A 25,102-nucleotide genomic window follows, 5' to 3' on the forward strand; every position below is an offset into this window, starting at 1 on the left:
ATGATTCTACTTATATTGGTCTAATAACGGCTCGAACTGGACTTCCATCTGCATCAGTTAATGCAAGTGGTAATGCAATAAGTTCATAATCACCGTCTGCTACATGATCTAGTACGACATTTTCTAAAATATGAATTCCATGTTTAAATAATTGATGATGCGCAGCTAATTCTTTATCATCTAGCGGATCAACTGATGGTACATCTACTCCGATTAAACGAATACCTTTCTCTGAAAGAAACGACGCTATGTCTGCACGTAAATGAGGGATCACCTCTGGAAATTCTTCAGCTTTTCCATGTGAAGATGTACGTAATAATAATCGTTCTACACCTTCTAAATGAAAGCTTTCTAATTCCTTTTTCCCGATGCTTTCAAGATTAGAAACGTCAATAATCCGTGCTGGGCCAACATAAACTTGAACATCTAAATCCAATACTTTCTTTCCATCATTATCAAAATGAAATGGTGCATCAATATGAGTGCCTGTATGAATACTCATCGTTAACTTTCCGACATTTACTGAGCCACTTTCTTCTTTTGACCATGAAACTTCATACGAGAACGGTGTGTCTCCTGGCCACGTTGCAATATTATTATTTAGCGGTTGTGAAATATCAATCCACTCTGATGTTTTCATATTTATGCCACAACCTCTCGCTTATTTTCAAACTGCTTATACTCTTCATTTTTCATAATTTTCTTTAATATTTGTACAGATTTCCACACTTCTTCGTATGTGTTATATAAAGCGACCGGCGCAAGTCTCACCCCATTTGGCGCTCTAAAATCTGGGATTACTCCATTTGCTTTTAGTGCTTTACATATACGTGCTGCTTCTGCATGCTCTAAATAAATGTGCCCGCCTCGTTTTTCATCCTCTAATGGATTTCCAATTGTAAATTCGAAATCTTTTAATTCATGTCCAATTAAATTCAGCATGTATCTCGTAATATGTAAAGATTTCTCACGTAAACGTTCAATACCAGCATCTTTGAAAATTTCAAGTGAACCAATTAATGGTGCTGTACTTAATACGTGCGGTGTACCAATTTGATAAGCACCTGCATGATCAGCAGCTGTTAATGTATGCTCCATATCAAACTGTTTATCTTTTCTAGAACTAAACCATCCAGACAATCCTGGCAGTCTATTAAAATGTTTACTATTTACATAAAGGCCTGCAACACTACCCGGTCCTGCATTTAAATATTTATAATTGCACCAAACAGCAAAATCGACATCCCAATCTTTGAAATGATGCGGAATAGATCCTATTGAATGGCATAAATCAAATCCAATGTGAATGCCGCGTTTATGAGCTTCCGTTGTTAAACGTTTCATATCAAGAATTTGACCACTTCTATATAAAACAGAAGGTAATAAAATTAAAGCGATATCATCTTCCATCGCATGGATAATATCTTCTTCAGAAAGTGTTCTACCATCTCGGCTTTTCACTCTTACTAAATGCTCCTCTGGATCTAATCCTTTTAAACGAATTTGACTTTGAAGTGCATAAATATCTGATGGGAAAGTTAATTCATCCGCAAGTATTTTTGTACGTATTCCTTTTGGTTCGTAAAACGTCGCAATAACTTGGTGTATATTTGTAGTTGTAGAACCGGTTACAATAGTTTCTTCCGGTAAAGCACCAATAAGAGGGGCTGTAAGTTTACCTAATTTCTCTGAAAGGAAAAACCACGGGTGCTCACCTTCTGTCCAGCCGTCAATGCCATACTCTTTCCACGAATCTAGCAACGTAAGTAATGATTTCTCTGCTCTTTTTGAAAGTAGCCCTAATGAGTTTCCATCTAAATATATAGTACCTTCTTTTTTATAGAATTCAGTTTGAAAATCTTTCAGTTCATCATGTTTATCACATTCAAGCGCATACTCATAAGTTGGTTGAAATGGTTCTTTATACATGGTGTCACCTTCTCTTAATTTTCTTTTTATTCTAACTAATTGAAATATATCACCTTAATTGATACAACGTCAATGATATTATATCAGTTGACTTTATATATGAACTTCTTTTACAATACAGTTATATTTTCAGATATTTCAGTATAAAGAGGTGATTCTTTGAAAAACTCTACTCTTTCATCAAGAAAACACCGCTCCTTAGAAACGAAGAAGAAACTATTACACTCTGGTTACACTATTTTTATAAATAATGGATTTCAAAAAACGACAATTACACAAATTATTAAACATGCAGAAACTGGTTACGGAACAGCATATGTATACTTCAAAAACAAAGATGATCTCCTAATTAGTTTAATGGAAGATGTTATGAATCGTTTTTATAATATCGCTGAACGCTCTTTTTCTCCACAAACAAAAGAGGAAGCACGTATAATGATCCAAAATCAAGTTAGAGCATTCCTGCAATTAGCAAATGAAGAACGCGCTATTTTGCAAGTTGTAGAGGAAGCGATAGGATTATCAAGAGAAATACGGCAAAAATGGGATGAGATTCGGGAACGTTTTATAACAAGCATTAAACAGGATATTACTTACTCTCAAGAAAGTGGATTAGCACAACCTAATTTAAATAAAGAGATTGTAGCACGCGGTTGGTTCGCGATGAATGAATCGTTTCTTTGGACTATTACGCAAAATGACAAAAAGATTAACTTAGAGGAAATTGTGTATACGTTAACGGAGATGTATACGACCGGGTTATATAAATAGCACACCTTCAATAAGTAAGGTGTGTTATTTTACATCTATAAAAATATATTATCTGGGTATGGTAGTGCTAAAATTCAGATTTTCGGTTATATCGATGGCATTCCGACTTCTATAAATGATAATGTTTTAAAACAATATTTCCAAGGTAAGAAAAGAGAACAAATCATTACATCTTCTGAACTTAATTATTGGATAACAGAAAGATTTTGTGTTGATAAAGAAATATATGAAAGAGCTATTGAGATTTTCAATGAAAAATCTTCAAACAGTAAAAGCGTTACTCATGAGATTGAGTAACGCTTTTACCTTAATATATTTTTAATATTAATCTTCTTTATGATAAGCAGCTTCTACACATTCTGCTAGACGCTCCATTTGTTTCATAGTTAAACCTCGTGATATCCAGCCTGTTAACTTATACATCATTTTATAATAAAAATTACTAGGTTCATATTCTGAAATTAATGTTAGTGCTGTACCTTCCTCATCTTCTTCTAACATATAAGTCATTGCTGAATATCCTTGCTTCATTTCACTACCAAGTGAAATAATATGCGGTGCATCGTATTCAAGGATTTCTACTTCAGCCTCGAATATTTTCTTACCGACTTTTTGAACAGTAATATATTTATCTCCTACACGTGGATTCTCTTTATCCATATTTGAAGGATAGCGATTTTCTATTATAAACGTATTCCATTCTTTTATTTTTTCATCTTCTATTATATAGTCACATACAATATCCATTGGTGCTTTTATTACTATTTCAATTGCAAAACTCATTATACTGCCCCTCTCAAATACCCTATCCATTTCTATTTAACTAAATCATTATGCCATATTTTATATAGTGAAATACAAGTAGAATTTTAACTTTTTATTGTGAGGGGGATTCAATAAATAATCATTTTTTATTAATTTAAAAACTTATTCATACAAAATATTTTATTAAAGATACAACAATTAAAAACAAAGCCACGAGTAGTAAAGCAATCCCTATACTTCTATTTTCTTTTTCGTTATTTTTTAAATTTTGCACGCCTAAGCTAACTAACATAAACCCTAAAAGCGTTTGTAAAATTAGCATACTCATTTCCGAAGTATCATTCCAACTATAAATGGAATACCCCATTATAATAATTGCAAGTAAAACAGTTACGATCCTATTCATACGCAAACCCTCCCTTTTTAAAAAGAAACCACTAAGTTTCCTTAGTGGTTTTATTAACAATTTATATTTAGTAAAATTACTTTTTATGAGTTTGATATAAGTCAATAGAATTTCCTGGCCAATATAACTATGTATGTTAGCACACTTTTTCTTTATTCAGTCTACTTACAATTCCAACTATAAATTTATATTCAATCCTCTTCTTCTTAATCTTTTTAAATCCTTCTTTCGTATCAAAAATTAAACACGTTTTCCGAAACCACATTCGTACATATAGTGACTCAAAATAAATAGGTTTTATAATTCCTCGTTCTTCAAATTCAGTTCCATCTTTATTTTCGGTTTCTGTTCGAACGAACCACCTATTTCCGAAGCCAATTTCAATATACTTCACATAAGTCCCCCTTCCGGGAATTATTTTCTAACAATTCTATTATTTCCCCGGTAAGCGCACATTCCGACAGAACATGAGCCCACAAAGAAAAAGTAGATTACAAAAATCTACTTTATAGCTTATATTTCTGCATTCGTTTATAAAATGTACTTCGAGGAACATTTAACAGTTTTGCGGCTAACGAAACATTTCCGTTTGTCTTTTCTAACGCTTCAATCATGCTATCACGCTGTATTTTTTCGCGAAAATTCAATGTATGTTCTGTTTTATTTTCAACTTGTAACTCAAGTTGTTGTTGATTTCCCGTCATTGTTTGTATCAAAAAAGCGACTTGCTTTTCGCATATTTCCCGTCCTTGCGACAAAATGTAAATACGTTCTAATACATTTACTAGTTCCCGAATATTTCCGGGCCATGTATGTTGTAAAAATTGATTGTATATACTCTTTGGAAATACAACATTCCAATTCTTCCGTTCGCAAAAGTGTTGTATAAAATATGGGATATCCTCTTTTCTTTCTATTAACGATGGAACATATAACGGATAAACGTGCAAACGATAATATAAATCTTGACGGAATTTCCCTTCTTCTACTAACCTTAGTAAATCTTTATGTGTGGCAGTAATAATACGAATATTTACTGGTACCTCTTTTGAACTTCCTATTGAAGTTATTGTGCGTTCTTGTAAAACACGCAATAAGGCTACTTGCATCTCTGGTGGTACTTCGCCAATTTCATCTAAAAACAGTGTTCCTCCATTCGCTTGTTCAAATTTCCCTTTATATCCTTGACGTCGCGCACCTGTAAACGCACCTTCAGCATAACCGAACAATTCACTTTCCATTAATTCTTTAGGCAAAGAACCGCAGTTAACAGCTATAAAGGGTCCGTCTTTTCTTGGACTATTTTCATGAATCGCTCTCGCGACATATTCCTTTCCTACTCCTGTCTCACCACATACATACACACTAGCATCAGTCGGTGAAACAAGCTTAATTTCTTCTAGTGTGTGTTGAAATGCTTTACTTGTCCCGGTAACTCCTGGAAAAGTAATTCCTTTTATAAATGTGAAAGCAGAATATGTATTCATTTGTTTGTTTTCCTTTAAATACATACATTTCCCGATCATTCTTTCATTACTATATACCGGTATCTCTAATTTAGTTTCCAATCCATGGTGCACTAAATCTTCAAGTTTCATTCTTGACCAATTAGTTACTCGTTCCCGAACGCTCTTACTCGCAGAAACGATAACATCACGATGATTACAAATAACTACTTGTTCATCACTATCAATGACATCTAAAAAACGATGGATTAAGTGTAATTCATTTTGATGAACTCTTATGCTACATTCACGTTCAATCGCATGTGCAATTGAAGTTACCATACCGAGCATATATGGATGTGAAAATTCAATTGGACAGGAGAAATCTAGAATACCAATTAATTTCCCGTCATCGTTATGAATGGGAGCAGCCGCACAACTCCAGCTATGAGATACCACGGAGTAATGTTCAGTACCACTTATCATAATAGCTTCTTCAATTTCTAGCGCTGTTCCTATTGCGTTTGTCCCCACAGCTGCTTCCGTCCATTTTACACCTTCAATAAAATTAATATGTTTCGCTCGCTTTAACGTTTGTTTATTTCCACTTAAGGATAGGACATAACCATCTGGATCGATTAATAATGCCATCATTTGTAGCTCATCAATGGTTTTTCTCATATTTTGTATTTGGGGTAATGCTATATCAAGGAAAATTTCACTCTTTTTCTTTTGTTCTCGAAAAATATTAGAAGACAAAACTTTCTGACCTTTATTCATATGAGGATTAACATTAGCCTGTTTACATCGATGCCACGATTCTGAAATTCTTTGATTTATGCGATTTGAATCAAGAACACCTTCATTAACAAACTTTTTCCATGTATGTAAGTAAAACGGTGAAGCTAACATTGTATCATCTCCCTTTTAATTGTTTTGGAGATTTATAAAACATACTTTTATTATAAAACTGAATAAAAGCGTTTTCAATACAACTAGCAATACGACACAAATATGTTAATAATTTGAATATCCTAATGCACTTCTTTATTCTTTTTTAGTAGCACTATATTTTGTATAATGGACGCAAAGAAAATACATAACCAAAACCACTTTTGTGGATTACCATTTATAAAGAAAACAATCACGGCTATTGCAAATAAAATAGCGGATGCTAAACTAAAATATAATTTTGTTTTAATTTCTATTATCCCTCTGTTACTTTACAGTACATACTAACTCTTCATTTTTCATCTCTACTATGTACTCCTGTAAAACATATTCTTTCCCGCCATGGTTTTCATACCATTCATGTATTCCTTTAATATGCCTCTCGTCACTTCTAATTTTCGATTCTATTTCATTATACTGTTCATAACTATCATATTCCCATATGGCAAATACTTCAGACGTACCATTCTTATTATCTTTCATCCAGCGTCCTATTAGCCTAGAACCATGCTTTAATTGATTAGGTAAGTTCGTATTATTGAAATGATCATTAAATACTTCTATAAATTCATTTTTCACTACATAGTACTTCCTTCTGTAAAACATACTTCTTCACCTCTTTCATGAAAAGTATTAGTAAATCTTCCCATCACTACCGTATTATAATACTTTCCATCCGATAGTCTTTTGTCATTTTTCAAAATGCCTTCTACTTCAAAACCTAATTTTTTATAAAGATGAATAGCTTTCTCGTTTGTCTCTAATACTTGTAAAGATATTTTATTCACTGCATTTTCGTCAGCCCATTTAATAGATTGTTGTAATAGGCTCTTCCCCATTCTATATCCCAAAAACTCTTTTAAAATGCAAACGCCAAACTCCACTTTATGAGATAATCTCTTAAAATTTGATCCTTCACATCTTGAAAATCCAACAATTCGATTGTGCACTTCTACAACTAAAAAGAGATTCTTCGTTTCTTCACTATCTGTTTTTATTATTTTTTGAAACCCTAGATTATCTATAAATCCCTCTCCAGCATCTCTATCCATATTTTCAGTTTCTCCATCAATCTGAACTCTAATTTTCGATAACTGCTCAGCATCTTTCTCAGCTGCAGAACGAATTGTATAAGTTAATCCATTTATATAAAACTCTTGCTCTTTTACAATCATGTCAAACTCCTTTCAAATGAATATAATGGCGCTATTACAACTTGTTTACCTTGTTTCTCAAAGTCCTGAACAGTTTCTTTACTAGCCTCTTCGTCAGTTATAATAATGTCAATTTCTTTTAGAGACTCTCCTCTTATAAAACAATCTATTCCAAGTTTATTATGCGGAACTAAACAAATATTTCTTCTAGCAATTTCACTTACTCTTTTACTAAAATAAGCAACTTCAGGTGTTGCAGTACTAATACCTTGTAATGAAATGCCTCCACCTGTAGAGAAATAAAGATCAATAGAAAATCTACTTATCAATTCAGAGGCAAGTGTATCAGTAATATTCCCTGAAGGTTTTACTTTTCCGCCAATTAAATACGTATCAATATTCTTATATTCTCGTAGATAACCAGCTATTTCTATAGAATTCGTAATAACCGTAAATGATACTTCTGGTAAATATTTCAGCATCGCATTATGAACGGAAGCCCCACCAATAAAAATTGAATCACCTTCTTGTATATAAGATACCGCAACTCTTGCAATTGTGTCCTCATATATTGAGCTATCACTATAACGTTTAGCTGGTTCCGCGGCTAAATTTCTCACTCGCGTAAGTTCAATTGCACCTCCGTGCGTTCTTTTTAATAAACCATCCTTTTCCATAATAGACAAATCTCTTCTTATAGAATCAATAGACATATCAAATCTTTCCGCAAGATCCTTTGCGATTACTCTTCCATCTGTATTAAGTAGTTCTAAAATTTTCTCTCGACGCTCTTCAGTAAACATGTTATCACCACCGTTATTGAAGATTCAGAAACTTAAACTTTATTTTAATTATATGCATGCCTCTTCCATTTTACAATATTTTCAATTCTTATTTATTCCGTTTTATACAGTCTTCTCCCTCTTTCTATCCTGTTAACTTGACAACCAAATAAATATATATCTGTATATTACGCAAAAATACTTCCATTCACCTTCCTATTTATGTAAAATTATTCCTATATTTTACTTTTTTAACACAGAAAGGGATTACTATGAAATCATTAATCAAAACGACATGTACAGCATTATTATTTACTGGAATATTGACAGGATGTAATAGCAATACTACATCAAAACAAGAAAAGAGCGCTCTCGAAAAGAATGCAATGCACTATGGAGAAATAGTTAAAAACGAATACTATAGAGCGACAGTTGAAAATGCAAAGTTTGAAAAAATAGACAAAGAGCGGCGCCTTACTACTCGTGTTATGATTAATAATGTTCGGGACGATGGACAAACTATTGATCTTTCGGAAATAAAATATTTCATACAAGATGAAAAAACTGGTCAGAAATATGAAGGTGAAGCTCATCCGATAGATGACGAGCACTATAAAAATGTTCCACACGAATTCTCTTTAACTACTGACGTTGTGTTTGAACTGAAAACTTCACCAAAAGATTTAAATAATATGTATTTATACATAGATAGCAAAGCAGCGCCGTTAACAGATACATATTGGAAGCTTGATAATTTAGTATCTAAATAGAAAGACCAGTCTTACATGACTGGTCTTTTACATTCATACATTTAACTTTCATTAACACTTATAATAATTTTCTAATAACAACTTGAATAACATCAGCTAAACCAGTGTGCCCTTTCCCTTCAATTCGCTCTTGTTCGCCATTAAAGAAATGAATTACCTTATGCTCTTCACACCAAGTAAGGATATCAATTGGATCATACAGCATATCAACATCTTTTGGTCCACCAGTACCATAGTTTATTTGTTTTTTTGAGTAAACTTCAAACATAATTAAACCACCAGGCTTTATCGTTTGTATCATTTTACCTAATATCATTTTTTTATAATCATCATGAAAATGTCCAAATACCATAATTGCTGCATCATATTCATTTTCTGGCAAACTATCAGCTAATAAATCTACTTTTTTTGTATGCACGTTTACGTTATGCTTCTCTGCCAATTTTTTTGTCTTCTCTAATCCATCTTCCGAATAATCAATAGCTGTTACTTCGTTCCCTTGTCTTGCTAGAAATACAGCATTTCTACCTTCTCCCTCCGCGAAAGCTATTACTTTATTGTGATTTGCTAAACGAAATGCTTGTTCTTTAATAAATGTATTAGGTTCTTCCCCGTAAAAATATTCATCTGATTTATATCGATCATTCCAAAATTTAGTCATCATCTTCTCTCCTTCTTCATATCATTTTCTAACTACAATTAAAGATATCAAAGAGTCTTTTTATCCTTAATTAATTTAAAAATAAAAGCAGATTAAAAATCCACTTTTATTTTTTTCGCAAGATCTACGATTTTTTGATTTCGTAACTCTTCTTCCATTTTCTCTTCTGCTGCAAGCATTACTTCATTAATTAAACATCCAGGTTTGTCATGTAAACAACATTCAAACAATGATGTTTTACCTTCAATTGCATGTATAATATCTAAAAATGAAATATCTTCCCAATTCTTACTAAGCGAGTAACCGCCCTTTGGACCAGATGATGAATGTATCATCCCTTCCTTCGTCAACTTAGTTAGTATTTTAGACAAGTACGTTGGTGAAACATTTTGCATTTCTGCTAATTGGTGAACACTAACTAACTTATTTGGTGTAGCCTTTGCCAGAAAAAGCATTGTATGAAGAGCATAATTTGTAGCTTTAGAATATTTCATAGTACAGCCCCTATTGTAGACTTCATGTATCTACAATAACTTTATTTTTTTATTATGTCAAACGTTTGTAATGCTCCATAAAAAATTATTTCTTCACAAGTAATACATCTGTCGCACAAATCGTCACTTCTCTAAATGGACAGTCGAATAAAACACCTAGTTCAAAACCATCTTCAGTAAGAGCTATTTCATGATATAACCACCAAGCATTTTCAAAGTTTTCCGGCATAGAACACTTTGCTACTCCTATAAAGGTTACTTCAAATTTATCAAATTCACTAAAAGTACCACTGCAATCTAATACGATAGACAAAGTATCTTCTGACTTTCTCTTTACTACTTTAATTACACTGTCGTGTAATGATGTCTTGTGTAACTGAACGACATTTGACGGAAGTTTTTTCTCAATGGAATTAAAATATTCAACGTATGATTGATCTAATTGTGCCACTCTTTTCTCATAATCTGTTGACCACTTTCGCATACGTTTTTTCAGTTCACCTGATGGGTATTCTGAATTAGTTGTGATGTTTTGTATAATTGAGTATATCGATTCAGGAAGGAACTTTAATAAATCTATTTTCCTTTTCTCAATTTCCTCCTTTAAACTTTCTATATCCATTTCCGACCATTCTTTTATAGAATCTATAAAACTTACAAATTCTAAAACTTGCATTTCTTTATACCAATCTCTTGTAAAATATTTCAATGACACCTCTCCTAAAACATCTTTACATCCAGTAAAAACAATATATCCACTTATTATATCATTCCAATAACCATTCTTTCTAAAGAAAAAATGTAAAACTGTAAATATTCCGCCTATTATTTCTAAAACTTCAGAATATTTACAAAAGTATAAAATTAGAATACATTTTAGCTGTACAAGATTCACCTGTACAAAAATTCAAACAAAAAGGGATGGTTATATGTTGAAGAAATTAGTAGCAGGGACATTAGTAGCGGGTTTTGCACTAACTGGAGGACTAGGTGCGGTAAGTGCTGAAGAAAAAAGTAACACAATTAAGTCATTTGATTATTTAAAAGTGGATGAACAAAATGTTAATTCATTTGCAAAATTAAGTGAGCAGGATAAGAAAGATATCCAAATTACTATGGTATTACCAGAGCAAAATGAAAATGGAGATTGGCTAGCTTATGGTTTTACTAGCCGTGAAACATTAGATGCGTATATTGAAAAGGATAAAAAAGCAATTAAAAATAAAATTAATCCTTTAGGTAGCGGTGCTGGTAGTACTGATTTTTATGAACATAAAGATAAAGGTGGACAATATATTTACTGGAGTAGCGGCTTTAAAAACTTACCATCTAGCTGGAATGACAGAATTTCTTCTGTAAGTACAGCGTCACCTTCTGCAAGTTATTCAACTACACTTTGGGAGCACACTTCAACACAAGGATATGGAAAAGGCGTTTTATTTAAACATGCTGATTGGTACGGTAAAACTGCTAATTTAGCTGCTGATTGGAACGATATTACTTCAGCGATTGAAATTAAATAGTAATAAGATATTTAATTTCTTCTATAAAAATTCAAACCACTATTCTCTCTTTCATTTAGAGAATAGTGGTTTATCATATTTCTATTTAAGCATGTACAGCATGTCCTACTGCTTGCATTAACGCTTCATGAATCGCCTCAGATAAAGTTGGATGTGCTGCAATATAATCTCTCATTATATCAGCGGTAACTTCTGTATGAATCATTACGGTTCCTTGACCAATAAGTTCAGTTGCATAAGGACCGATAATAGAAATCCCTACAATTTCTTGGTATTTAGGTTCTACAATGACTTTTACTTTACCTACTTGTTCTCCTAAAATAAGAGCTTTTCCGTTCGCTGTAAAAGGAAATTCTCCGATGAGAATATCACCATATTGTTCTCTTGCACCTTTTTCACTTAACCCTACACTAGCTATTTCTGGAGCTGTGTATATACAACGGGGCACAGCGTGATAATTTACTTTCACGTCTTCTCCGCTTGCGTGTAATGCTGCTGTCGTTCCTTCATGGAAGGCAACGTGAGCAAGCTGAATTCCACCGATTACATCACCAGCTGCGTAAATATGCGATACGTTCGTTTGCATATGTTCATTCACAGAAATCCCTTTATTTGAAAACTGAACCCCTGCCTTTTCTAATCCTAATTGTTGCACTCGTGGTTTTCTTCCTACAGAAACAAGAACAAATTCTGGAGTTACTTCGTGAGTAATTCCCTCGTACTCAAATGAAGCTTGCTTCTTATAGTTATTTAATCCTTTTAAAACTGCTCCCGTAAAAATTTTCACACCATATTTTTCTAATTTCTCTCTTAAAATATTCGCGATATCTTCATCTTCACCAGGTAGTAATTGCGGTGCCATTTCAACTATCGATACTTTTGTGCCAAGTCTACTATAAATACTTGCAAACTCACATCCTATTACACCACCGCCAACGATTAACAATGAAGATGGTACACTCTCAAGAGACATGGCATGGCTACTATTTAAAATCCATTTTCCATCGAACGGAGCGAATGGTAATTCTGTAGGTTCGGAACCAGATGCGATAATAAAGCTCTCTCCATCAACTACTTCTTCTTTATTTCCTTGTACAACTCGCACACGATGATCCGTTTCGAATTTCGCTTTTCCTTTTACAACTTTAATTTTATTTTTCTTCATTAAATATTGTATTCCTTGGACGAGTTGCATTACGATTTGTGATTTTCTCGCCTGTATTTGATTCCAATCAATTGATATACTTCCTGTATTAAGCGTAACTCCATAATCATTCGCTTTTCTCACAATGTCATGTATTTCAGCACTTTCTAATAGTGATTTCGTAGGCATACAACCAACATTTAAACACGTTCCGCCAAGTTCAGCTTCATCAATAAGAGTGACACCTTTGCCATTTTGAGCCGCGGTAATTGCCGCTACATATCCAGCTGGTCCGCCTCCAATTACAACTAGTTTACTCATTCTCTCACCTTCTCTTTATAAAAGAATTGTTATAGGTTCTTCTAAATAATGTTTAATTGTGCGTAAAAATGCAGCTGCTGGTGCACCGTCTAGTACACGATGATCGAATGTTAAACTTAAAGGTAACATACTACCTTTTTTTAATTTTTTCCCTTTATATACAGGAACATGTTCAATTGCGCCAATACCTAAAATGCCAGTCTCAGATGTATTTAATACAGGTGTGAAATATTCAATACCAAAGCTACCTAAATTACTAATTGTAAATGTCGTTCCGTGCATATCATCACTACTTAAGCTACCTGCTCGCGCCTTTTGTGCCACATTCTTAATCTCTTTAGACAATTCTACTAAAGATAAATTATTTGCAAAGCGAATAGCTGGAACGATTAACCCTTTTTCTAATGCGACTGCCATGCCTAAATGCACATGTTCAAATTGATGAATTGCATCATCTATATAAGCGCTGTTCATTTCTTTATGCTCTCCAAGTGCTAATACAGCAGCACGCGAGACGAAATCCGTAATGGTTAATTTATTATCATATCTTTTTTGTACAACTTTCGCTATTTCTTTATGTAAAGCAACTAAATCTGTTACATCTACTTTCATCGTTAACGTTAATTGTGCGCTATTTTGTAAGCTTGCGTGCATACGATTTGCGATCGCTTTACGCATACCAGTAACAGGAATCACGTTACTTTCTTCTTGTTCAGATATTTCCGGAACGATTCCTCTTACCTCAAGTGCTTTTAATACATCTGCCTTTGTAATCCTTCCGCCAGGACCTGTACCAACTAATACCTTGATATCCAAATTTTCAGACTTTGCAATTTTCTTCGCTACAGGTGAAATTTTAATTCTTTGCTTGGCTACTTCTTTCCCATTTGGTTCTTGATTTTGTACATTTTGTACTTCTATATTAAATGTTTTTTCTTCTACCACATGTGTGCTTTCCTGCATTTCTACTTTTTCATTCGGTTTACCGATGTAGCAAATTACAGTACCAGGCGGCACCCCTTCATCTTCACTTACAGCTATATCAAGCACCGTACCATCAGCTGGCGCTTCAATTTCCGTTTCAATTTTTTCTGAATTAATACTAGCAATTAGTTCTCCTTTTGCTACATTATCGCCTGCTTTAATATTCCAGTTCGTAATAATACCTTCTTTCATCGCCATACCTAACTTTGGCATTACAACTTCTACAGCCATACTGCTCTCTCCCTTCTCATCGTTTCATTACACATGTAATAAAGATTGGTCTCCGATCATTTCTGATATAGTTTCAATTACTTTTTCTGGCGTTGGCAAATACAACTTTTCAAGTGGTGGCGAAAACGGAACAGGTGTATGTGGTGCTGTAATTCGTTTAATAGGTGCATCTAGCAAATCAAATCCTTTATCCGCTACAATTGCCGCGATATCTGTTGCGATACTACATCTTGGGTTTGCTTCGTCAATGACGATAAGACGATTTGTTTTTTCAACAGATGCTAAAATCGTATCTTCATCAAGTGGTGATAAAGATCGTGGATCGATTACTTCTACTTCAAGCCCCTTTTTCGATAATTGCTCAGCAGCTGCAAGCGCCGTATGAACTTGTTTTCCAATTGCGACGATTGTTACATCAGAACCTTCACGTTTCATATCGGCTTTCCCTAATGGAATTGTATAGTATCCTTCTGGCACTTCACCTTTCATGTTGTAAAGTGTTTTATCTTCAAAGAAGATTACTGGGTCATCATCTTCAATTGCTGCTAATAATAAGCCTTTTGCATCATACGGCGTGGAAGGAACAACAACTTTAATACCTGGTATGCTCGTAAATAATGCGTACAAACTTTGTGAATGCTGAGCTGCTGCACTAAAACCAGCGCCATGCATCGTACGTACTGTAACAGGTACTTTTGCTTTACCTCCAAACATATAACGGAATTTCGCACCTTGGTTTAATACTTGGTCAAGACAACTACCGATAAAATCATTAAACATTAACTCAGCTATCGGACGTAACCCAGTTGCAGCAGCTGCCATCGCGGCTCCCATATAACCCGCTTCAGAAATTGGTGTATCCAATATACGATTTCGGCCAAACTCTTGTACAAGTCCTTTCGTAACACCAAGAACACCGCCCCATGCTTCATCATCTTGCAAATGATCAACTTGTGCACCACCTGCAACGTCTTCTCCTATTAAAATTACATTTTCATCACGGCGCATTGATATTTTCATCGCTTCATTGATTGCAGTTGACATACTTACTGTTCTAGTCATAATTTTTCACCCTCCTCTTATTTATAAGAAACATAAACATCTTTTAATAATTCTTCATCATCTGGATACGGACTATTTTCACTAAACTCAATTGATCTTTGTACTGCCTCATCTACTGCCTTTTCCATATCCACAAGTTCAGACTCAGTTAATAAAGCTTCATGAATTAAATGCTTACGAAAATTCACAATTGCATCTTTTTCATTTAAATGTTCTTCTTTTTCTTCTGATGTTTTATATGTTTGCGCTTCACCTTCGAAATGACCGTAATTACGATATGTCATACATTCAATAATTGTTGGACCATCACCATTACGCGCACGTTCCACTGCTTCTGCAGCAGCTTTATATACAGCTAGAAGATCTTTTCCATCTACTTGAACACCTGGAATATTATAAGCTTTTGCACGATCAGCAATAGAATCACAACTTGAAGCATATTCAAATGTAGTTGCTTCACCGTAACCGTTATTTTCTGCGATAAAAATAACTGGTAACTTCCAAATCGCCGCTAAATTAACCCCTTCATGAAATGTCCCTTCATTATTTGCTCCGTCACCGAAGAAGCAAACACTTACATCTTTTGTTCCTTTATATTTAGCTGTTAATGCTGAACCGCAAGCAAGTGGGAAACCGCCGCCTACAATGCCATTCGCACCTAGCATTCCTTTATCTAAATCGGCAATATGCATGGAACCGCCTTTTCCTTTACATAATCCTGTCGCTTTCCCGAAAAGTTCAGCCATCATACCATTTAAATCACAACCTTTTGCGATACAATGTCCATGACCTCTATGTGTACTTGTAATACTGTCACTATCCGTTAAGTGGGCACATACACCAACTGCTACTGCTTCTTCACCTGCGTATAAATGAACGAAACCAGGCAAAACGCCTTGCGCGAACAATTCATGCACCTTATCTTCAAACTTACGAATCTCTAACATTTTTTCGTACATCCAACGAGCTTGTTCTTTCGTAATTTCATTCCCTTTACTTTCAGTTGTTTTTAACATGTCCAGCCCTCCTATTTTCTTGTTCGTCTTTTATATTGCAAGTACCGTGCCAAATTCTAATCCTTGCTTTAATAGGTTTTCGCTTTTCTTTCATAATAAAAAGTGGACAAAATGAGACATTTGTCTCGTTTTGTCCACTTTTGTTCACCTAATTTGAGAACTATTATCTTATTTATTATCAAAGCTCTGCTGTAATTTTCGGATGTAAATAATTTGCCCAATATGATATGCATTATGAGTTGTTACATTCGCTAACACTTCCCACCATTTTGCAGAAACAGGAAATCCCACTACATCACTTTCAACCTTTTCTTCATTTATGAGAGTTTGCCATTGTAGCAGTTTTTCTAGTAGTTTTTCCCGTAATTCATCGAAAGTTTGATTATCTGAAAGCATAAAACTTTTATTATTATCTCCTATAGCGGGTACTGCATTAACATGTGATTCTTTATACCTAGTTTGCCACGTAGAGTTCCAATACAGTAAATGTTGTACGATTTCGGCTATACTATTACACTCTTCATTCGGTTTCCAGAAAGCTTCCCTCTCAGATAAATCCTTAACTGCATCTGAAAATGGCATATACCAACTGGGATCATTCGCATTTGCTAATAACTGATCTGCTAATACATCTTTCACATGGACCATTTTTCTTCCCTCATTTCATTATCATATTAATATACACTACTCTATATACGCTCATTCCCTATAATCCCCTTTTTTGCATACAAATTGATTTCATACTGAATGTAAGAATAATAGATTTTCTTATCATAACTCGTTATGATAAAAGAAAAAGAAAGCTGGCGAAAAATGAATAAAAAAATCGCAATAATTACAGGAGCCTCAAGTGGATTTGGACTATTAACTACACTCGAACTCGCAAAAAAAAATTATTTAGTTATCGCTACAATGCGAAACCTTGAAAAACAAGTGCGCTTAATATCTCAAGTTACTCAACTTAACTTACAGCAAAATATAAAAGTTCAACAATTAGATGTAACCGATCAAAATTCTATACATAACTTCCAATTATTTTTAAAAGAAATACAAAAAGTAGACCTTCTTGTTAATAATGCAGGATATGCAAATGGCGGCTTTGTAGAAGAAATTCCAGTAGAGGAATACCGTAAACAATTTGAAACAAACCTATTTGGAGCTATATCAATTACCCAGCTTGTCTTACCGTATATGAGAAAACAAAGAAGTGGAAAAATCATTAATATAAGCAGCATTAGCGGTCAAGTTGGATTCCCTGGTTTATCTCCTTATGTATCTTCAAAATATGCATTAGAAGGCTGGAGTGAATCGCTTCGCTTAGAAGTAAAACCTTTCGGAATAGATGTTGCTTTAATTGAACCAGGTTCTTATAACACAAACATATGGGAGGTTGGGAAACAACTAGCTGAAAACCAATCTGATACAACATCTCCTTACAAAGAGTATATGGATAAAATACAAAAACATATTAATAGCGGTAGTAATACATTTGGTAATCCGATAGATGTTGCTAATAAAATTGTTGAAATTGCTGAATCTAAGCGTACAAATTTACGATACCCAATCGGTAAAGGTGTGAAATTTATGATTTTTGCGAAGAAGATTCTTCCTTGGAAATTGTGGGAATACCTTGTTTTGAGAAGCTTTAAGAAGATGTAATCAACTTTTTGAAAACTATTTTGAAAGGGATGCTAATTAAATGTTAGGTTTACCGTATGGGAAAGTGTTTTTAGTGCCGTGGACTGAAGAATGGGAAATTGAGTTTATGAAAGAGAAACAACTCATTGAGGAACAAATTGGCGAACATATTTTAGCGATACACCATATTGGTAGTACTTCTATTCCATATTTAAGTGCAAAGCCCATTATTGATATAGCAATTGAATTAGAAAATTATACGGACGGTATACATTGTATTAAAAAGTTAGAACTACTAAACTATAAATATAGAAAAGAAGTATTACCCGAAAGATACTATTTTAATAAAGGTGAACCAAGAACTCATCAAATTCATATGTATGAACAAGGGAATACATATTTAATAGAACAATTACAATTTCGTGATTACTTAATAGACAATAAAACTGCACGCATGCAGTATGAACAGTTAAAAATTCAACTTTCACAAGCTAATCCTACTGATAAACATAAGTATGCAGAGGATAAAACTAATTTCATTACATCTATATTAACTAAAATAAATGTTTAAATAAACAAGAAACCATTTAGTAGTAAATGGTTTCTTGTTTATTAGTTATTTCATTATTTGTACTATCAAATTTTTATTATACAGCAGGTGGAAAGAAGTAAAATAGTATCGAAGTCATAAAAATAAACGTGAATACCCCAATTACCGAAAATATATATTCTTTCGACTCTCTATCATACTTCCATTCCATCAATGCTCTTAAGATTAACGTCCCACCTAAATAAGTAAAAATGACATAAGCAATATTAATACTTTCAAATTTAAAGATAAATATAAAGCTAGTTATTAAATAAATAAAAAGTAGTCCTATTTCCAATTTTTTATGTAAACTATTTACATGTTTCTTATATCCCCAAAAACCACCCTTGGGCATATTCAATTTTTTTCTTAAAAACTTATCGAGAAAATAGATAGCTATACAAAAAACAATAGTTATAATCCAAAAAGTAGAAGCTCCCATTTTCACCCCTCCTATTATTTCATTTAATTACTTGAAATAAATTGGACTATATTACGGTTATCCCCTTCTAAATAACTTATGATGCCTTCAGGATATGTCAGCTTCTCCTGTAATTCCTCTAGACTTTTCCAAATTAATATAATATCCTCATGCTCTTTATGCCTTATTTCATTTGTAATGATTTTTTCAACAGTCCCCCAATGTATCAATGTACAATGATGACCTTTTTCGTTGTCCCACTCAAAAATCTGTTCATTTACAATTGCTAACTCTTGAACATCAACTTTCAAATCGTACTCTTCTATTAACTCTCGAATTATTGCTTCTTTTGACGTTTCACCAAATTCAATAGAGCCACCTGGAAAACGATAAAATGATTCATTTTCATCGCATTGTACAAGTACTTTAGAATGATCTTCATTTAAAATCATTGCTTCAGCACGTAATTTAGGATTTTTCATTTTGTCTCCCCATTCATTCCACATATAATTAAATCCACTAGGTATAAAAGAAAAGATTAAGCATAATTCCTGTTATTACTAATAGCGGAACCGCTCCTAAAGAAATGACATATTCCCTCGATTCTTTATCAAATTTCCACTCCATAAATGATTGAAGGCAGTATAAAGTTATTAAAAATAAAATGGGTAAATTACTAATATAAACGGGATTTAAAGTAGCACATATCATCGTAACAATTATATAAGAAATAATAAGAGCCCTAGTGCCCCATTTATGAAAGTTGTTTACATATTTACTATTCCAGTCTGTTTTTTTCGGTATATTTAGTTTTTTCCTCACTACTTTTTCAAAAACAACTAAGGATATAATCCATACTATTAATAAAATTCCTTTAACCCAAAACAGTGATGTTTCCTCCTTTACCTTTTCTCCGGCTGATCACTCGGATACGTAGCATTCCTTTTATTTTCTACGTCCCAACTAATAATTGTCGCACTATCACGTCCCAACTGATGATGCACGTGTTCTAAAACATTGTGAATATTTTCTTTAAGTGTTTTATTATTTCTATTCATAGCATTATACAAATTTACAGGTATTTCATATCGGCGTTCCCCGCATTCTAATACTCCATCTGTCACTATTACAATTCGGTTTTTTCCAGTACGTAATTCACGAATACCTGATGAATAACAAGGAACAGGTAAATCGAATGTGTTTACATTCCCAATCCATTCGTAAAAATGACGTTGATTTAATGCATATTGCCCTAACTTATGTAACTCTTCATGAAATACATACACTAAACAATCACCGATAGAAAGCCACCATATATAATTTTCTTTCCTTACACATAGTAAGCAAGCTGTTTCACCTTTAATTTTTTTGCACTTTTCCTTAAATGAAGATGACTGAAAAATTGTCAGTATATGATTTTCAATAGATTGAAACACTGTATTAATTGATTCATTCAAAATTACTTTTATATTTTCATATTCTTTTTCGATTGTATTTACTACTAAATCAACACTTTCTGCACTATTATGTCCATCTAATATAGCTGCAAATTCCCAATCACCATTTGACCAAACTAACGCACCATCTTCGTTCTTTTTTGCTCCGGCACTAATATTCCCACCATATGCACCGAGCACGATATCACCATATTGCTTTACCGAAATTTCGTCTAAACACATTTCTCTACTTCCAACCCATGAATGTTGTCTATTATTTGTTGTATGCATATTCACTCACCATATACTCTCGTATTCTTTCGCATAGTTTTTTGATTTTCGCTGCGTCACCATATGGTGCGCCAGTCCATTTCGCTATCTCGGTTGGTGACCAAAACTCTTTTGGTGTATTTGCATAACGCGGTATGATATGCATATGTGGTACACCATTCCCTGAAACAAAAGTGTAAATATGCTCTGCACCTTCGCTTTCTTTTAGCGCTTTACTTACTCTACTTGTTATAAGTCCGAACGCTTTCGCTTCTTCATCTGTTAGTTCAGCGAGGCCAGGTACATGCCTTTTTATATCTATCATTACATAACCCAAGTATGTTTCTTCACTATCCCAGTGGACATGTCCAACGTAAACGAGTTCATCTTCGTAAATAGCTCCACCTGGAACTATAATATTTCCTTTATGCTTTTCACAAATAAAACAGTTTAGTTTTACTTGATCGTTCGTTGACATATTCATCACCATCCTTTTCATATATAATATCATAAAAAAAGGAAAAAAAGGATTTATATTCCGAAGATTCACTCTTTTGATACAGCAATTTTTGAAATGAATTTAAACCTCATTATTTCTTCAAAAACGCAATCCCAATTACGATCCCAATCACAATTCCGATTACTAAATTATTTGTAAAATAACCTTGGAATACACCGATTACAACTCCTATACCAATACCTATTGCCAAAGCATCATTTCTTTTTTTATTTTTAGCCAAAATTGCATCTCCTCCCATCATTTCTCGCTAAACAACATACACTTACTTGAATGTATTAATATATTCACTATCTCACTTGAACATTTCAAAAAAATGTACTTTAACTTCACATATAATATTTTCCATTTTCTGTACATACTCCTTTTATATTGAAAAATTTTCAAGTAACTATTAATTATACATAGGCATTTACTATAAGAAAGCTTCGTAATTTATTGAAGGAGGAACAATTCAAATGTATCCTCATTGGAATCAAAATATAAATCAACAGTATGTTTATTCCCCCCATCCCGCAAGGAATACATTGCATCATGATTCACAATATATGATGCAGCATATCGCAAGTCTTGAAAGTCAATTAACTAAATTAATCTCATTAATCGAGGAAAATAATCAATTCATCAAATCAATGGAACAACAACAACACCAAGTTTGTACACCAGCTGGAGGTTCTGTTATCGTTCATATGTAATCTAGATGCAATAAAAAACACACTTTGTATTATAAAAGTGTGTTTTTTGGTCATTATTTTCTTTTCGTATGGAACCCTTGTGTAATTCGATCTAATATAATTGCGATTACTACGATAGCTAATCCAGCTTCAAATCCCATTCCGATATTAACTTGTGTTACAGAGCGATATACATCAACTCCAAGCCCTGGAGCTCCTACAAGTGATGCTGTTACAACCATCGATAACGAAAGCATAATGCTTTGGTTCACACCAGCCATAATCGTTCCGGTTGCAAGTGGTAATTGTACTTTAAATAGTTTTTGTGATGCTGTGGATCCAAACGCATTCGCTGCTTCAATTAAATCTTCTGGAACTTGTCTAATCCCTAAGTCAGTAAAACGAATTGTCGGTGGCATTGCAAAGATTACCGATGCAATAATTCCAGGTACTACACCAACTCCGAAAAATGTAATCGCTGGAATGAGGTATACGAATGCCGGCATTGTTTGCATAAAATCTAATGTTGGCTTTAAAAATTTTGAGAAACGCTCATTTTGAGATGCTAATATACCAATTGGAATTCCGACAATAATTGAAATAATAACAGACGTAAGTACGAGTGCTAATGTTTGCATCGTTTGTGCCCAGTAGTTAATATTCAAAATGAATAATAATCCAATAAGCGTAAAAATGACTAAAGATAATTTCCTCGTTGTGTACCAAATGAAGAAACACAAGATAATAATCATCAATATGGCAGGTATTATTGTTAAAAAATTAGTGAGTAAATCAACGAATCCACCAATAATATAAGAGAATCCTCGGAATAAGCCTTCAAAGTGTTCATATAAACTTGCAACAAATGAGTCGACCCATTCCCCTAATGGAATACGTGGTATACTATTCATCGTCTTTCACCTCTTCCTCAATGTTTCCTGCAAGAGCTTGAATGACACTTTCACGTTTAATAATTCCTCTTAGCCTTTTCTTCTCATCGATTACCGGTAACGGATATTTCATCTCTGCCATTTTTGCATATGTCTCTTCCAGTAAAGTATCCAAATACACATGCGGAATATCATTAAGTAATAAATCAGCAATCGGCCACTGTTTTTGTACTGCTTTACTCGCATCATCCGCAGTTAATATACCTAAAAACTCATACTTTTTGTTTACAACATATACAGTTGAGACGCCTGCATTCCTCATAATTTGAAGGGCCACACGAGGTCCACGATCAATCAATAAAGTTTCTGGTCGTTTTAAAATAGACTCAGCCGTAATTACTTTTCCTAAATTCACGTCCGCAACAAACTTTTCTACAAATTCATTTGCGGGGCTCATCATAATTTTTTCTGGCGTTCCAATTTGGACGATTTCTCCATCTTTCATTAATGCGATACGATCTCCAATTCGAAGCGCTTCATCTAAATCATGCGTAATAAATATAATCGTTTTTTCCATTTTATCTTGTAACTCTAACAATTCATCTTGCATTTCTTTTCGAATAAGTGGATCTAATGCACTAAATGACTCGTCCATTAGTAATACATCTGGATTATTCGTTAGTGCCCTTGCGATTCCAACGCGCTGCTGCATACCACCACTAAGTTGACTTGGATAATTATCTTTATGATGATCGAGTCCTACTAACTGTAGCGATTCTAACGCTTTTTTCTCTCGCTCTTCAACCGGAACTCCTTGTATTTCTAAACCATATGCAACATTTTGTATAACTGTACGATGCGGAAATAGAGCGAATTTCTGAAATACCATACTCATTTTCGTTCTTCTTACTCTCCGTAACTCTTCTTTTCCCATCGTTGCGATGTCTTCACCATCTATGTATATATGACCTGCAGTTGGTTTAATCAATTGATTTAACATACGAACTAGCGTAGATTTCCCGCTACCAGACAAACCCATAATAACGAAAATCTCTCCAGAGTAAACTTCAAACGTTGCTTTTTTCACCCCAACGTTCATTCCTGTCTCTTTTAAAATTTCCGATTTACTTTTTCCTTCTTTTAATAAGGAAAGGGCTCTTTGCGGATGTTTCCCGAATACTTTTGTTACGTTTTCAACACGCACCTTTGTATTATCCATGTCACTACTCCTTTTCTACCCATCTATTCACATAGTGTTGCGATTTTACAAAGAAATATTACATAAAAATGACATTCATAAGATTTCTTTAAAATTCTCGTTTCCGTTCATAATAAGAATGCTTACTTATACATTTATTTTATAAGGCAAACGTTACTTAGGAGGTTTTCGATGCGAAAGAAAATTTGGTTTATATGCCTTGCATTATTTATTACTATGATTTTCACTTCATGTAATGCAACAAATGCAAATTCGAAAGGAAAAATTAAACTTGGTGTAACAAGTTGGAAAGAAAATATTGCAACTGCAAACATGTGGAAAGTTTTATTAGAAGAAAAAGGCTACAAAGTTGAGCTCATGTATTTAGAAAAAGCCGCAATTTGGACTGGTGTCGCTCGTGGCGATGTTGATGCGAATTTAGAAGTATGGCTACCAGTTACAGATAAACCGCTAAACGATCGTTATAAAGATGATATTGTCTTAAAATCAAAATGGTACGAAGGTACTGGACTAGGTTTAGTCGTCCCTTCTTATATGAAAAACATAAACAGTATCGAAGATTTAAATGCTCATAAAGATGAACTAGATAATAAAATTGTCGGTATCGAACCCGGTAGTAGTCTTATGAATTTAACGAATAAAGCAATGAAAGAATATGATATAAAACTAAAACTTGTCCAATCTTCTGAAGCTGCGATGATGAGTGAACTAAAGAAAGCATATACAAAAAAGAAACCAATCGCTGTTACGCTTTGGAATCCGCATTGGGGTTTTTCAGAATTTGACTTAAAATATTTAAAAGACCCTAAGAAAGTATATGGTGAAAAAGATGACATTTATTACTCCGTTCGTAAAGGTTTCGAAAAAGATCACCCAGATGTTATAAAATACTTTGATAAATGGAAAATGAACGATGAACAGCTCGGTACGTTAATGGTCATGTTAAATAAAACAAAAGATCCTGAAGAGGCTGCGCGAAAATGGATTAAAAAAAATCAAGCATTAGTTGATGAATGGGTAAAGGATTAATAAAAAGGCT

At 33.7% G+C, this 25,102-nt stretch carries 32 protein-coding genes and 1 pseudogene; 8 read left to right on the forward strand and 25 right to left on the reverse strand.

Annotation, left to right across the window (positions count from 1 at the left end):
- Positions 1–10: 10 nt before the first annotated feature.
- Positions 11–640 (reverse strand): arylformamidase, encoded by a 630-nt coding sequence (kynB, locus tag ACZDYH_RS15690; RefSeq protein ID WP_000858074.1) that lies wholly within the window; start codon positions 638–640, stop codon positions 11–13.
- Positions 641–642: 2 nt separating this feature from the next.
- Positions 643–1,929, reverse strand: coding sequence for a kynureninase (gene kynU / locus ACZDYH_RS15695; RefSeq protein WP_000276298.1), 1,287 nt, complete (start codon positions 1,927–1,929; stop codon positions 643–645).
- A gap of 159 nt (positions 1,930–2,088) precedes the next feature.
- Here kynU and ACZDYH_RS15700 point away from each other — a divergent pair, with 159 nt between their 5' ends.
- Both ACZDYH_RS15700 and ACZDYH_RS15705 read left to right on the forward strand, forming a co-directional pair.
- Positions 2,089–2,700, forward strand: a complete 612-nt coding sequence (locus ACZDYH_RS15700; RefSeq protein WP_078993734.1) for a TetR/AcrR family transcriptional regulator — start codon at positions 2,089–2,091, stop codon at positions 2,698–2,700.
- Positions 2,701–2,769: 69 nt separating this feature from the next.
- Positions 2,770–2,997 (forward strand): annotated as a pseudogene (locus ACZDYH_RS15705) (hypothetical protein); the annotation flags it as partial.
- A gap of 27 nt (positions 2,998–3,024) precedes the next feature.
- On the opposite strand, the gene ACZDYH_RS15710 reads toward ACZDYH_RS15705, so the two are convergent.
- The 7 genes from ACZDYH_RS15710 to ACZDYH_RS15740 all read right to left on the reverse strand — a co-directional run bounded on the left by ACZDYH_RS15710 (position 3,025) and on the right by ACZDYH_RS15740 (position 8,224).
- Positions 3,025–3,483 carry an SRPBCC family protein gene (locus tag ACZDYH_RS15710; RefSeq protein WP_166695086.1) on the reverse strand — a complete coding sequence of 153 codons (459 nt, stop codon included), beginning with the start codon at positions 3,481–3,483 and terminating at the stop codon, positions 3,025–3,027.
- 148 nt (positions 3,484–3,631) lie between these two features.
- Positions 3,632–3,871: a DUF3953 domain-containing protein gene (locus ACZDYH_RS15715; RefSeq protein ID WP_001080079.1), complete on the reverse strand. Its 240-nt coding sequence runs from the start codon at positions 3,869–3,871 to the stop codon at positions 3,632–3,634.
- A 136-nt stretch (positions 3,872–4,007) separates the two neighbouring features.
- Positions 4,008–4,265, reverse strand: coding sequence for a DUF3977 family protein (locus ACZDYH_RS15720; RefSeq protein WP_000873828.1), 258 nt, complete (start codon positions 4,263–4,265; stop codon positions 4,008–4,010).
- Positions 4,266–4,377: 112 nt separating this feature from the next.
- The gene (locus ACZDYH_RS15725) at positions 4,378–6,228 is read right to left on the reverse strand and encodes a sigma-54-dependent Fis family transcriptional regulator (protein WP_166695087.1); all 1,851 of its coding nucleotides are present in this window, start codon (positions 6,226–6,228) and stop codon (positions 4,378–4,380) included.
- Between the two features lie 306 nt (positions 6,229–6,534).
- The gene (locus tag ACZDYH_RS15730) at positions 6,535–6,873 is read right to left on the reverse strand and encodes an NIPSNAP family protein (RefSeq protein ID WP_000499992.1); all 339 of its coding nucleotides are present in this window, start codon (positions 6,871–6,873) and stop codon (positions 6,535–6,537) included.
- Positions 6,846–7,442 carry a GNAT family N-acetyltransferase gene (locus ACZDYH_RS15735; protein ID WP_166695088.1) on the reverse strand — a complete coding sequence of 199 codons (597 nt, stop codon included), beginning with the start codon at positions 7,440–7,442 and terminating at the stop codon, positions 6,846–6,848. Before ACZDYH_RS15735 ends, ACZDYH_RS15730 begins: the two co-directional genes overlap by 28 nt.
- A complete protein-coding gene (locus ACZDYH_RS15740; protein WP_006924315.1) occupies positions 7,439–8,224 on the reverse strand; it encodes a DeoR/GlpR family DNA-binding transcription regulator in 786 nt (261 codons plus the stop codon). The genes ACZDYH_RS15735 and ACZDYH_RS15740 overlap by 4 nt, the downstream gene beginning before the upstream one ends.
- Before the next feature lie 251 nt (positions 8,225–8,475).
- On the opposite strand from ACZDYH_RS15740, the gene ACZDYH_RS15745 reads away from it, so the two are divergent.
- Positions 8,476–8,973, forward strand: coding sequence for a hypothetical protein (locus ACZDYH_RS15745; protein WP_000838469.1), 498 nt, complete (start codon positions 8,476–8,478; stop codon positions 8,971–8,973).
- 58 nt (positions 8,974–9,031) lie between these two features.
- On the opposite strand, the gene ACZDYH_RS15750 is transcribed toward ACZDYH_RS15745, so the two are convergent.
- From ACZDYH_RS15750 to ACZDYH_RS15760, 3 genes are all read right to left on the reverse strand, one after another.
- On the reverse strand, positions 9,032–9,637 hold the full coding sequence (locus tag ACZDYH_RS15750; RefSeq protein WP_049108040.1) for a class I SAM-dependent methyltransferase: 606 nt from the start codon (positions 9,635–9,637) through the stop codon (positions 9,032–9,034).
- An 89-nt stretch (positions 9,638–9,726) separates the two neighbouring features.
- Positions 9,727–10,128 carry an Rrf2 family transcriptional regulator gene (locus tag ACZDYH_RS15755; RefSeq protein WP_000877650.1) on the reverse strand — a complete coding sequence of 134 codons (402 nt, stop codon included), beginning with the start codon at positions 10,126–10,128 and terminating at the stop codon, positions 9,727–9,729.
- 85 nt (positions 10,129–10,213) lie between these two features.
- Entirely contained in the window at positions 10,214–10,837 is a 624-nt protein-coding gene (locus ACZDYH_RS15760; RefSeq protein ID WP_048558523.1) for a DUF4085 domain-containing protein, read from the reverse strand.
- 220 nt (positions 10,838–11,057) lie between these two features.
- Between ACZDYH_RS15760 and ACZDYH_RS15765 the strand changes: the two genes are divergently transcribed.
- Positions 11,058–11,651, forward strand: a complete 594-nt coding sequence (locus ACZDYH_RS15765) for a hypothetical protein (RefSeq protein WP_000914443.1) — start codon at positions 11,058–11,060, stop codon at positions 11,649–11,651.
- Between the two features lie 85 nt (positions 11,652–11,736).
- On the opposite strand, the gene lpdA is transcribed toward ACZDYH_RS15765, so the two are convergent.
- From lpdA to ACZDYH_RS15790, 5 genes are all read right to left on the reverse strand, one after another.
- Positions 11,737–13,116 carry a dihydrolipoyl dehydrogenase gene (lpdA, locus tag ACZDYH_RS15770; RefSeq protein ID WP_166695089.1) on the reverse strand — a complete coding sequence of 460 codons (1,380 nt, stop codon included), beginning with the start codon at positions 13,114–13,116 and terminating at the stop codon, positions 11,737–11,739.
- A 15-nt stretch (positions 13,117–13,131) separates the two neighbouring features.
- Positions 13,132–14,331, reverse strand: a complete 1,200-nt coding sequence (locus ACZDYH_RS15775; protein ID WP_474886595.1) for a dihydrolipoamide acetyltransferase family protein — start codon at positions 14,329–14,331, stop codon at positions 13,132–13,134.
- Positions 14,332–14,358: 27 nt separating this feature from the next.
- The gene (gene acoB / locus ACZDYH_RS15780; protein ID WP_006924310.1) at positions 14,359–15,393 is read right to left on the reverse strand and encodes an acetoin:2,6-dichlorophenolindophenol oxidoreductase subunit beta; all 1,035 of its coding nucleotides are present in this window, start codon (positions 15,391–15,393) and stop codon (positions 14,359–14,361) included.
- 17 nt (positions 15,394–15,410) lie between these two features.
- Positions 15,411–16,409, reverse strand: a complete 999-nt coding sequence (acoA, locus tag ACZDYH_RS15785) for an acetoin:2,6-dichlorophenolindophenol oxidoreductase subunit alpha (protein WP_000921272.1) — start codon at positions 16,407–16,409, stop codon at positions 15,411–15,413.
- Between the two features lie 168 nt (positions 16,410–16,577).
- A complete protein-coding gene (locus ACZDYH_RS15790) occupies positions 16,578–17,057 on the reverse strand; it encodes a DinB family protein (RefSeq protein ID WP_000233792.1) in 480 nt (159 codons plus the stop codon).
- Positions 17,058–17,222: 165 nt separating this feature from the next.
- On the opposite strand from ACZDYH_RS15790, the gene ACZDYH_RS15795 reads away from it, so the two are divergent.
- On the forward strand, positions 17,223–18,068 hold the full coding sequence (locus ACZDYH_RS15795) for an oxidoreductase (protein WP_025709460.1): 846 nt from the start codon (positions 17,223–17,225) through the stop codon (positions 18,066–18,068).
- A gap of 40 nt (positions 18,069–18,108) precedes the next feature.
- Positions 18,109–18,618: a GrpB family protein gene (locus ACZDYH_RS15800; protein WP_000901214.1), complete on the forward strand. Its 510-nt coding sequence runs from the start codon at positions 18,109–18,111 to the stop codon at positions 18,616–18,618.
- Between the two features lie 76 nt (positions 18,619–18,694).
- Here ACZDYH_RS15800 and ACZDYH_RS15805 read toward each other — a convergent pair whose 3' ends face one another.
- The 6 genes from ACZDYH_RS15805 to ACZDYH_RS15830 all read right to left on the reverse strand — a co-directional run bounded on the left by ACZDYH_RS15805 (position 18,695) and on the right by ACZDYH_RS15830 (position 21,521).
- On the reverse strand, positions 18,695–19,078 hold the full coding sequence (locus ACZDYH_RS15805; protein ID WP_000501285.1) for a DUF4181 domain-containing protein: 384 nt from the start codon (positions 19,076–19,078) through the stop codon (positions 18,695–18,697).
- A 23-nt stretch (positions 19,079–19,101) separates the two neighbouring features.
- The gene (locus ACZDYH_RS15810) at positions 19,102–19,539 is read right to left on the reverse strand and encodes an NUDIX domain-containing protein (protein WP_000795351.1); all 438 of its coding nucleotides are present in this window, start codon (positions 19,537–19,539) and stop codon (positions 19,102–19,104) included.
- 37 nt (positions 19,540–19,576) lie between these two features.
- Positions 19,577–19,906, reverse strand: coding sequence for a DUF4181 domain-containing protein (locus ACZDYH_RS15815; RefSeq protein ID WP_166695124.1), 330 nt, complete (start codon positions 19,904–19,906; stop codon positions 19,577–19,579).
- A gap of 53 nt (positions 19,907–19,959) precedes the next feature.
- Complete coding sequence (locus ACZDYH_RS15820) at positions 19,960–20,784, reverse strand: PP2C family serine/threonine-protein phosphatase (protein ID WP_016122649.1); 825 nt, start codon at positions 20,782–20,784, stop codon at positions 19,960–19,962.
- Positions 20,768–21,253 (reverse strand): HIT family protein, encoded by a 486-nt coding sequence (locus tag ACZDYH_RS15825; RefSeq protein ID WP_166695125.1) that lies wholly within the window; start codon positions 21,251–21,253, stop codon positions 20,768–20,770. The genes ACZDYH_RS15820 and ACZDYH_RS15825 overlap by 17 nt, the downstream gene beginning before the upstream one ends.
- A gap of 100 nt (positions 21,254–21,353) precedes the next feature.
- Entirely contained in the window at positions 21,354–21,521 is a 168-nt protein-coding gene (locus ACZDYH_RS15830) for a glycine zipper domain-containing protein (RefSeq protein WP_000508397.1), read from the reverse strand.
- Positions 21,522–21,738: 217 nt separating this feature from the next.
- On the opposite strand from ACZDYH_RS15830, the gene ACZDYH_RS15835 reads away from it, so the two are divergent.
- Positions 21,739–21,975 (forward strand): hypothetical protein, encoded by a 237-nt coding sequence (locus tag ACZDYH_RS15835; protein WP_166695091.1) that lies wholly within the window; start codon positions 21,739–21,741, stop codon positions 21,973–21,975.
- 53 nt (positions 21,976–22,028) lie between these two features.
- On the opposite strand, the gene ACZDYH_RS15840 is transcribed toward ACZDYH_RS15835, so the two are convergent.
- Complete coding sequence (locus ACZDYH_RS15840) at positions 22,029–22,865, reverse strand: ABC transporter permease (protein ID WP_001084759.1); 837 nt, start codon at positions 22,863–22,865, stop codon at positions 22,029–22,031.
- Positions 22,858–24,063, reverse strand: coding sequence for a quaternary amine ABC transporter ATP-binding protein (locus ACZDYH_RS15845; RefSeq protein WP_474886598.1), 1,206 nt, complete (start codon positions 24,061–24,063; stop codon positions 22,858–22,860). Before ACZDYH_RS15845 ends, ACZDYH_RS15840 begins: the two co-directional genes overlap by 8 nt.
- A 171-nt stretch (positions 24,064–24,234) precedes the next feature.
- On the opposite strand from ACZDYH_RS15845, the gene ACZDYH_RS15850 reads away from it, so the two are divergent.
- Positions 24,235–25,092 (forward strand): glycine betaine ABC transporter substrate-binding protein, encoded by an 858-nt coding sequence (locus ACZDYH_RS15850; protein ID WP_001227615.1) that lies wholly within the window; start codon positions 24,235–24,237, stop codon positions 25,090–25,092.
- Positions 25,093–25,102 lie beyond the last annotated feature (10 nt).

This window comes from Bacillus sp. EB V-12 (genome assembly GCF_056158125.1).

Coding starts and splice junctions, on each gene's coding strand:
- ACZDYH_RS15790 (WP_000233792.1), bottom strand. CDS start 17,057: ATGGTCCATGTGAAAGATGTATTAGCAGATCAGTTATTAGCAAATGCG.
- ACZDYH_RS15810 (WP_000795351.1), bottom strand. CDS start 19,539: ATGAAAAATCCTAAATTACGTGCTGAAGCAATGATTTTAAATGAAGAT.
- ACZDYH_RS15825 (WP_166695125.1), bottom strand. CDS start 21,253: ATGGTGATGAATATGTCAACGAACGATCAAGTAAAACTAAACTGTTTT.
- ACZDYH_RS15725 (WP_166695087.1), bottom strand. CDS start 6,228: ATGTTAGCTTCACCGTTTTACTTACATACATGGAAAAAGTTTGTTAAT.
- ACZDYH_RS15840 (WP_001084759.1), bottom strand. CDS start 22,865: ATGAATAGTATACCACGTATTCCATTAGGGGAATGGGTCGACTCATTT.
- kynU (WP_000276298.1), bottom strand. CDS start 1,929: ATGTATAAAGAACCATTTCAACCAACTTATGAGTATGCGCTTGAATGT.
- ACZDYH_RS15715 (WP_001080079.1), bottom strand. CDS start 3,871: ATGAATAGGATCGTAACTGTTTTACTTGCAATTATTATAATGGGGTAT.
- ACZDYH_RS15800 (WP_000901214.1), top strand. CDS start 18,109: ATGTTAGGTTTACCGTATGGGAAAGTGTTTTTAGTGCCGTGGACTGAA.
- ACZDYH_RS15710 (WP_166695086.1), bottom strand. CDS start 3,483: ATGAGTTTTGCAATTGAAATAGTAATAAAAGCACCAATGGATATTGTA.
- ACZDYH_RS15740 (WP_006924315.1), bottom strand. CDS start 8,224: ATGTTTACTGAAGAGCGTCGAGAGAAAATTTTAGAACTACTTAATACA.
- ACZDYH_RS15805 (WP_000501285.1), bottom strand. CDS start 19,078: ATGGGAGCTTCTACTTTTTGGATTATAACTATTGTTTTTTGTATAGCT.
- ACZDYH_RS15830 (WP_000508397.1), bottom strand. CDS start 21,521: ATGGGAGGAGATGCAATTTTGGCTAAAAATAAAAAAAGAAATGATGCT.
- ACZDYH_RS15835 (WP_166695091.1), top strand. CDS start 21,739: ATGTATCCTCATTGGAATCAAAATATAAATCAACAGTATGTTTATTCC.
- ACZDYH_RS15750 (WP_049108040.1), bottom strand. CDS start 9,637: ATGATGACTAAATTTTGGAATGATCGATATAAATCAGATGAATATTTT.
- acoB (WP_006924310.1), bottom strand. CDS start 15,393: ATGACTAGAACAGTAAGTATGTCAACTGCAATCAATGAAGCGATGAAA.
- ACZDYH_RS15845 (WP_474886598.1), bottom strand. CDS start 24,063: ATGGATAATACAAAGGTGCGTGTTGAAAACGTAACAAAAGTATTCGGG.
- ACZDYH_RS15850 (WP_001227615.1), top strand. CDS start 24,235: ATGCGAAAGAAAATTTGGTTTATATGCCTTGCATTATTTATTACTATG.
- ACZDYH_RS15730 (WP_000499992.1), bottom strand. CDS start 6,873: ATGTTTTACAGAAGGAAGTACTATGTAGTGAAAAATGAATTTATAGAA.
- ACZDYH_RS15820 (WP_016122649.1), bottom strand. CDS start 20,784: ATGCATACAACAAATAATAGACAACATTCATGGGTTGGAAGTAGAGAA.
- ACZDYH_RS15755 (WP_000877650.1), bottom strand. CDS start 10,128: ATGAAATATTCTAAAGCTACAAATTATGCTCTTCATACAATGCTTTTT.
- ACZDYH_RS15745 (WP_000838469.1), top strand. CDS start 8,476: ATGAAATCATTAATCAAAACGACATGTACAGCATTATTATTTACTGGA.
- kynB (WP_000858074.1), bottom strand. CDS start 640: ATGAAAACATCAGAGTGGATTGATATTTCACAACCGCTAAATAATAAT.
- acoA (WP_000921272.1), bottom strand. CDS start 16,409: ATGTTAAAAACAACTGAAAGTAAAGGGAATGAAATTACGAAAGAACAA.
- ACZDYH_RS15775 (WP_474886595.1), bottom strand. CDS start 14,331: ATGGCTGTAGAAGTTGTAATGCCAAAGTTAGGTATGGCGATGAAAGAA.
- ACZDYH_RS15765 (WP_000914443.1), top strand. CDS start 11,058: ATGTTGAAGAAATTAGTAGCAGGGACATTAGTAGCGGGTTTTGCACTA.
- lpdA (WP_166695089.1), bottom strand. CDS start 13,116: ATGAGTAAACTAGTTGTAATTGGAGGCGGACCAGCTGGATATGTAGCG.
- ACZDYH_RS15795 (WP_025709460.1), top strand. CDS start 17,223: ATGAATAAAAAAATCGCAATAATTACAGGAGCCTCAAGTGGATTTGGA.
- ACZDYH_RS15735 (WP_166695088.1), bottom strand. CDS start 7,442: ATGATTGTAAAAGAGCAAGAGTTTTATATAAATGGATTAACTTATACA.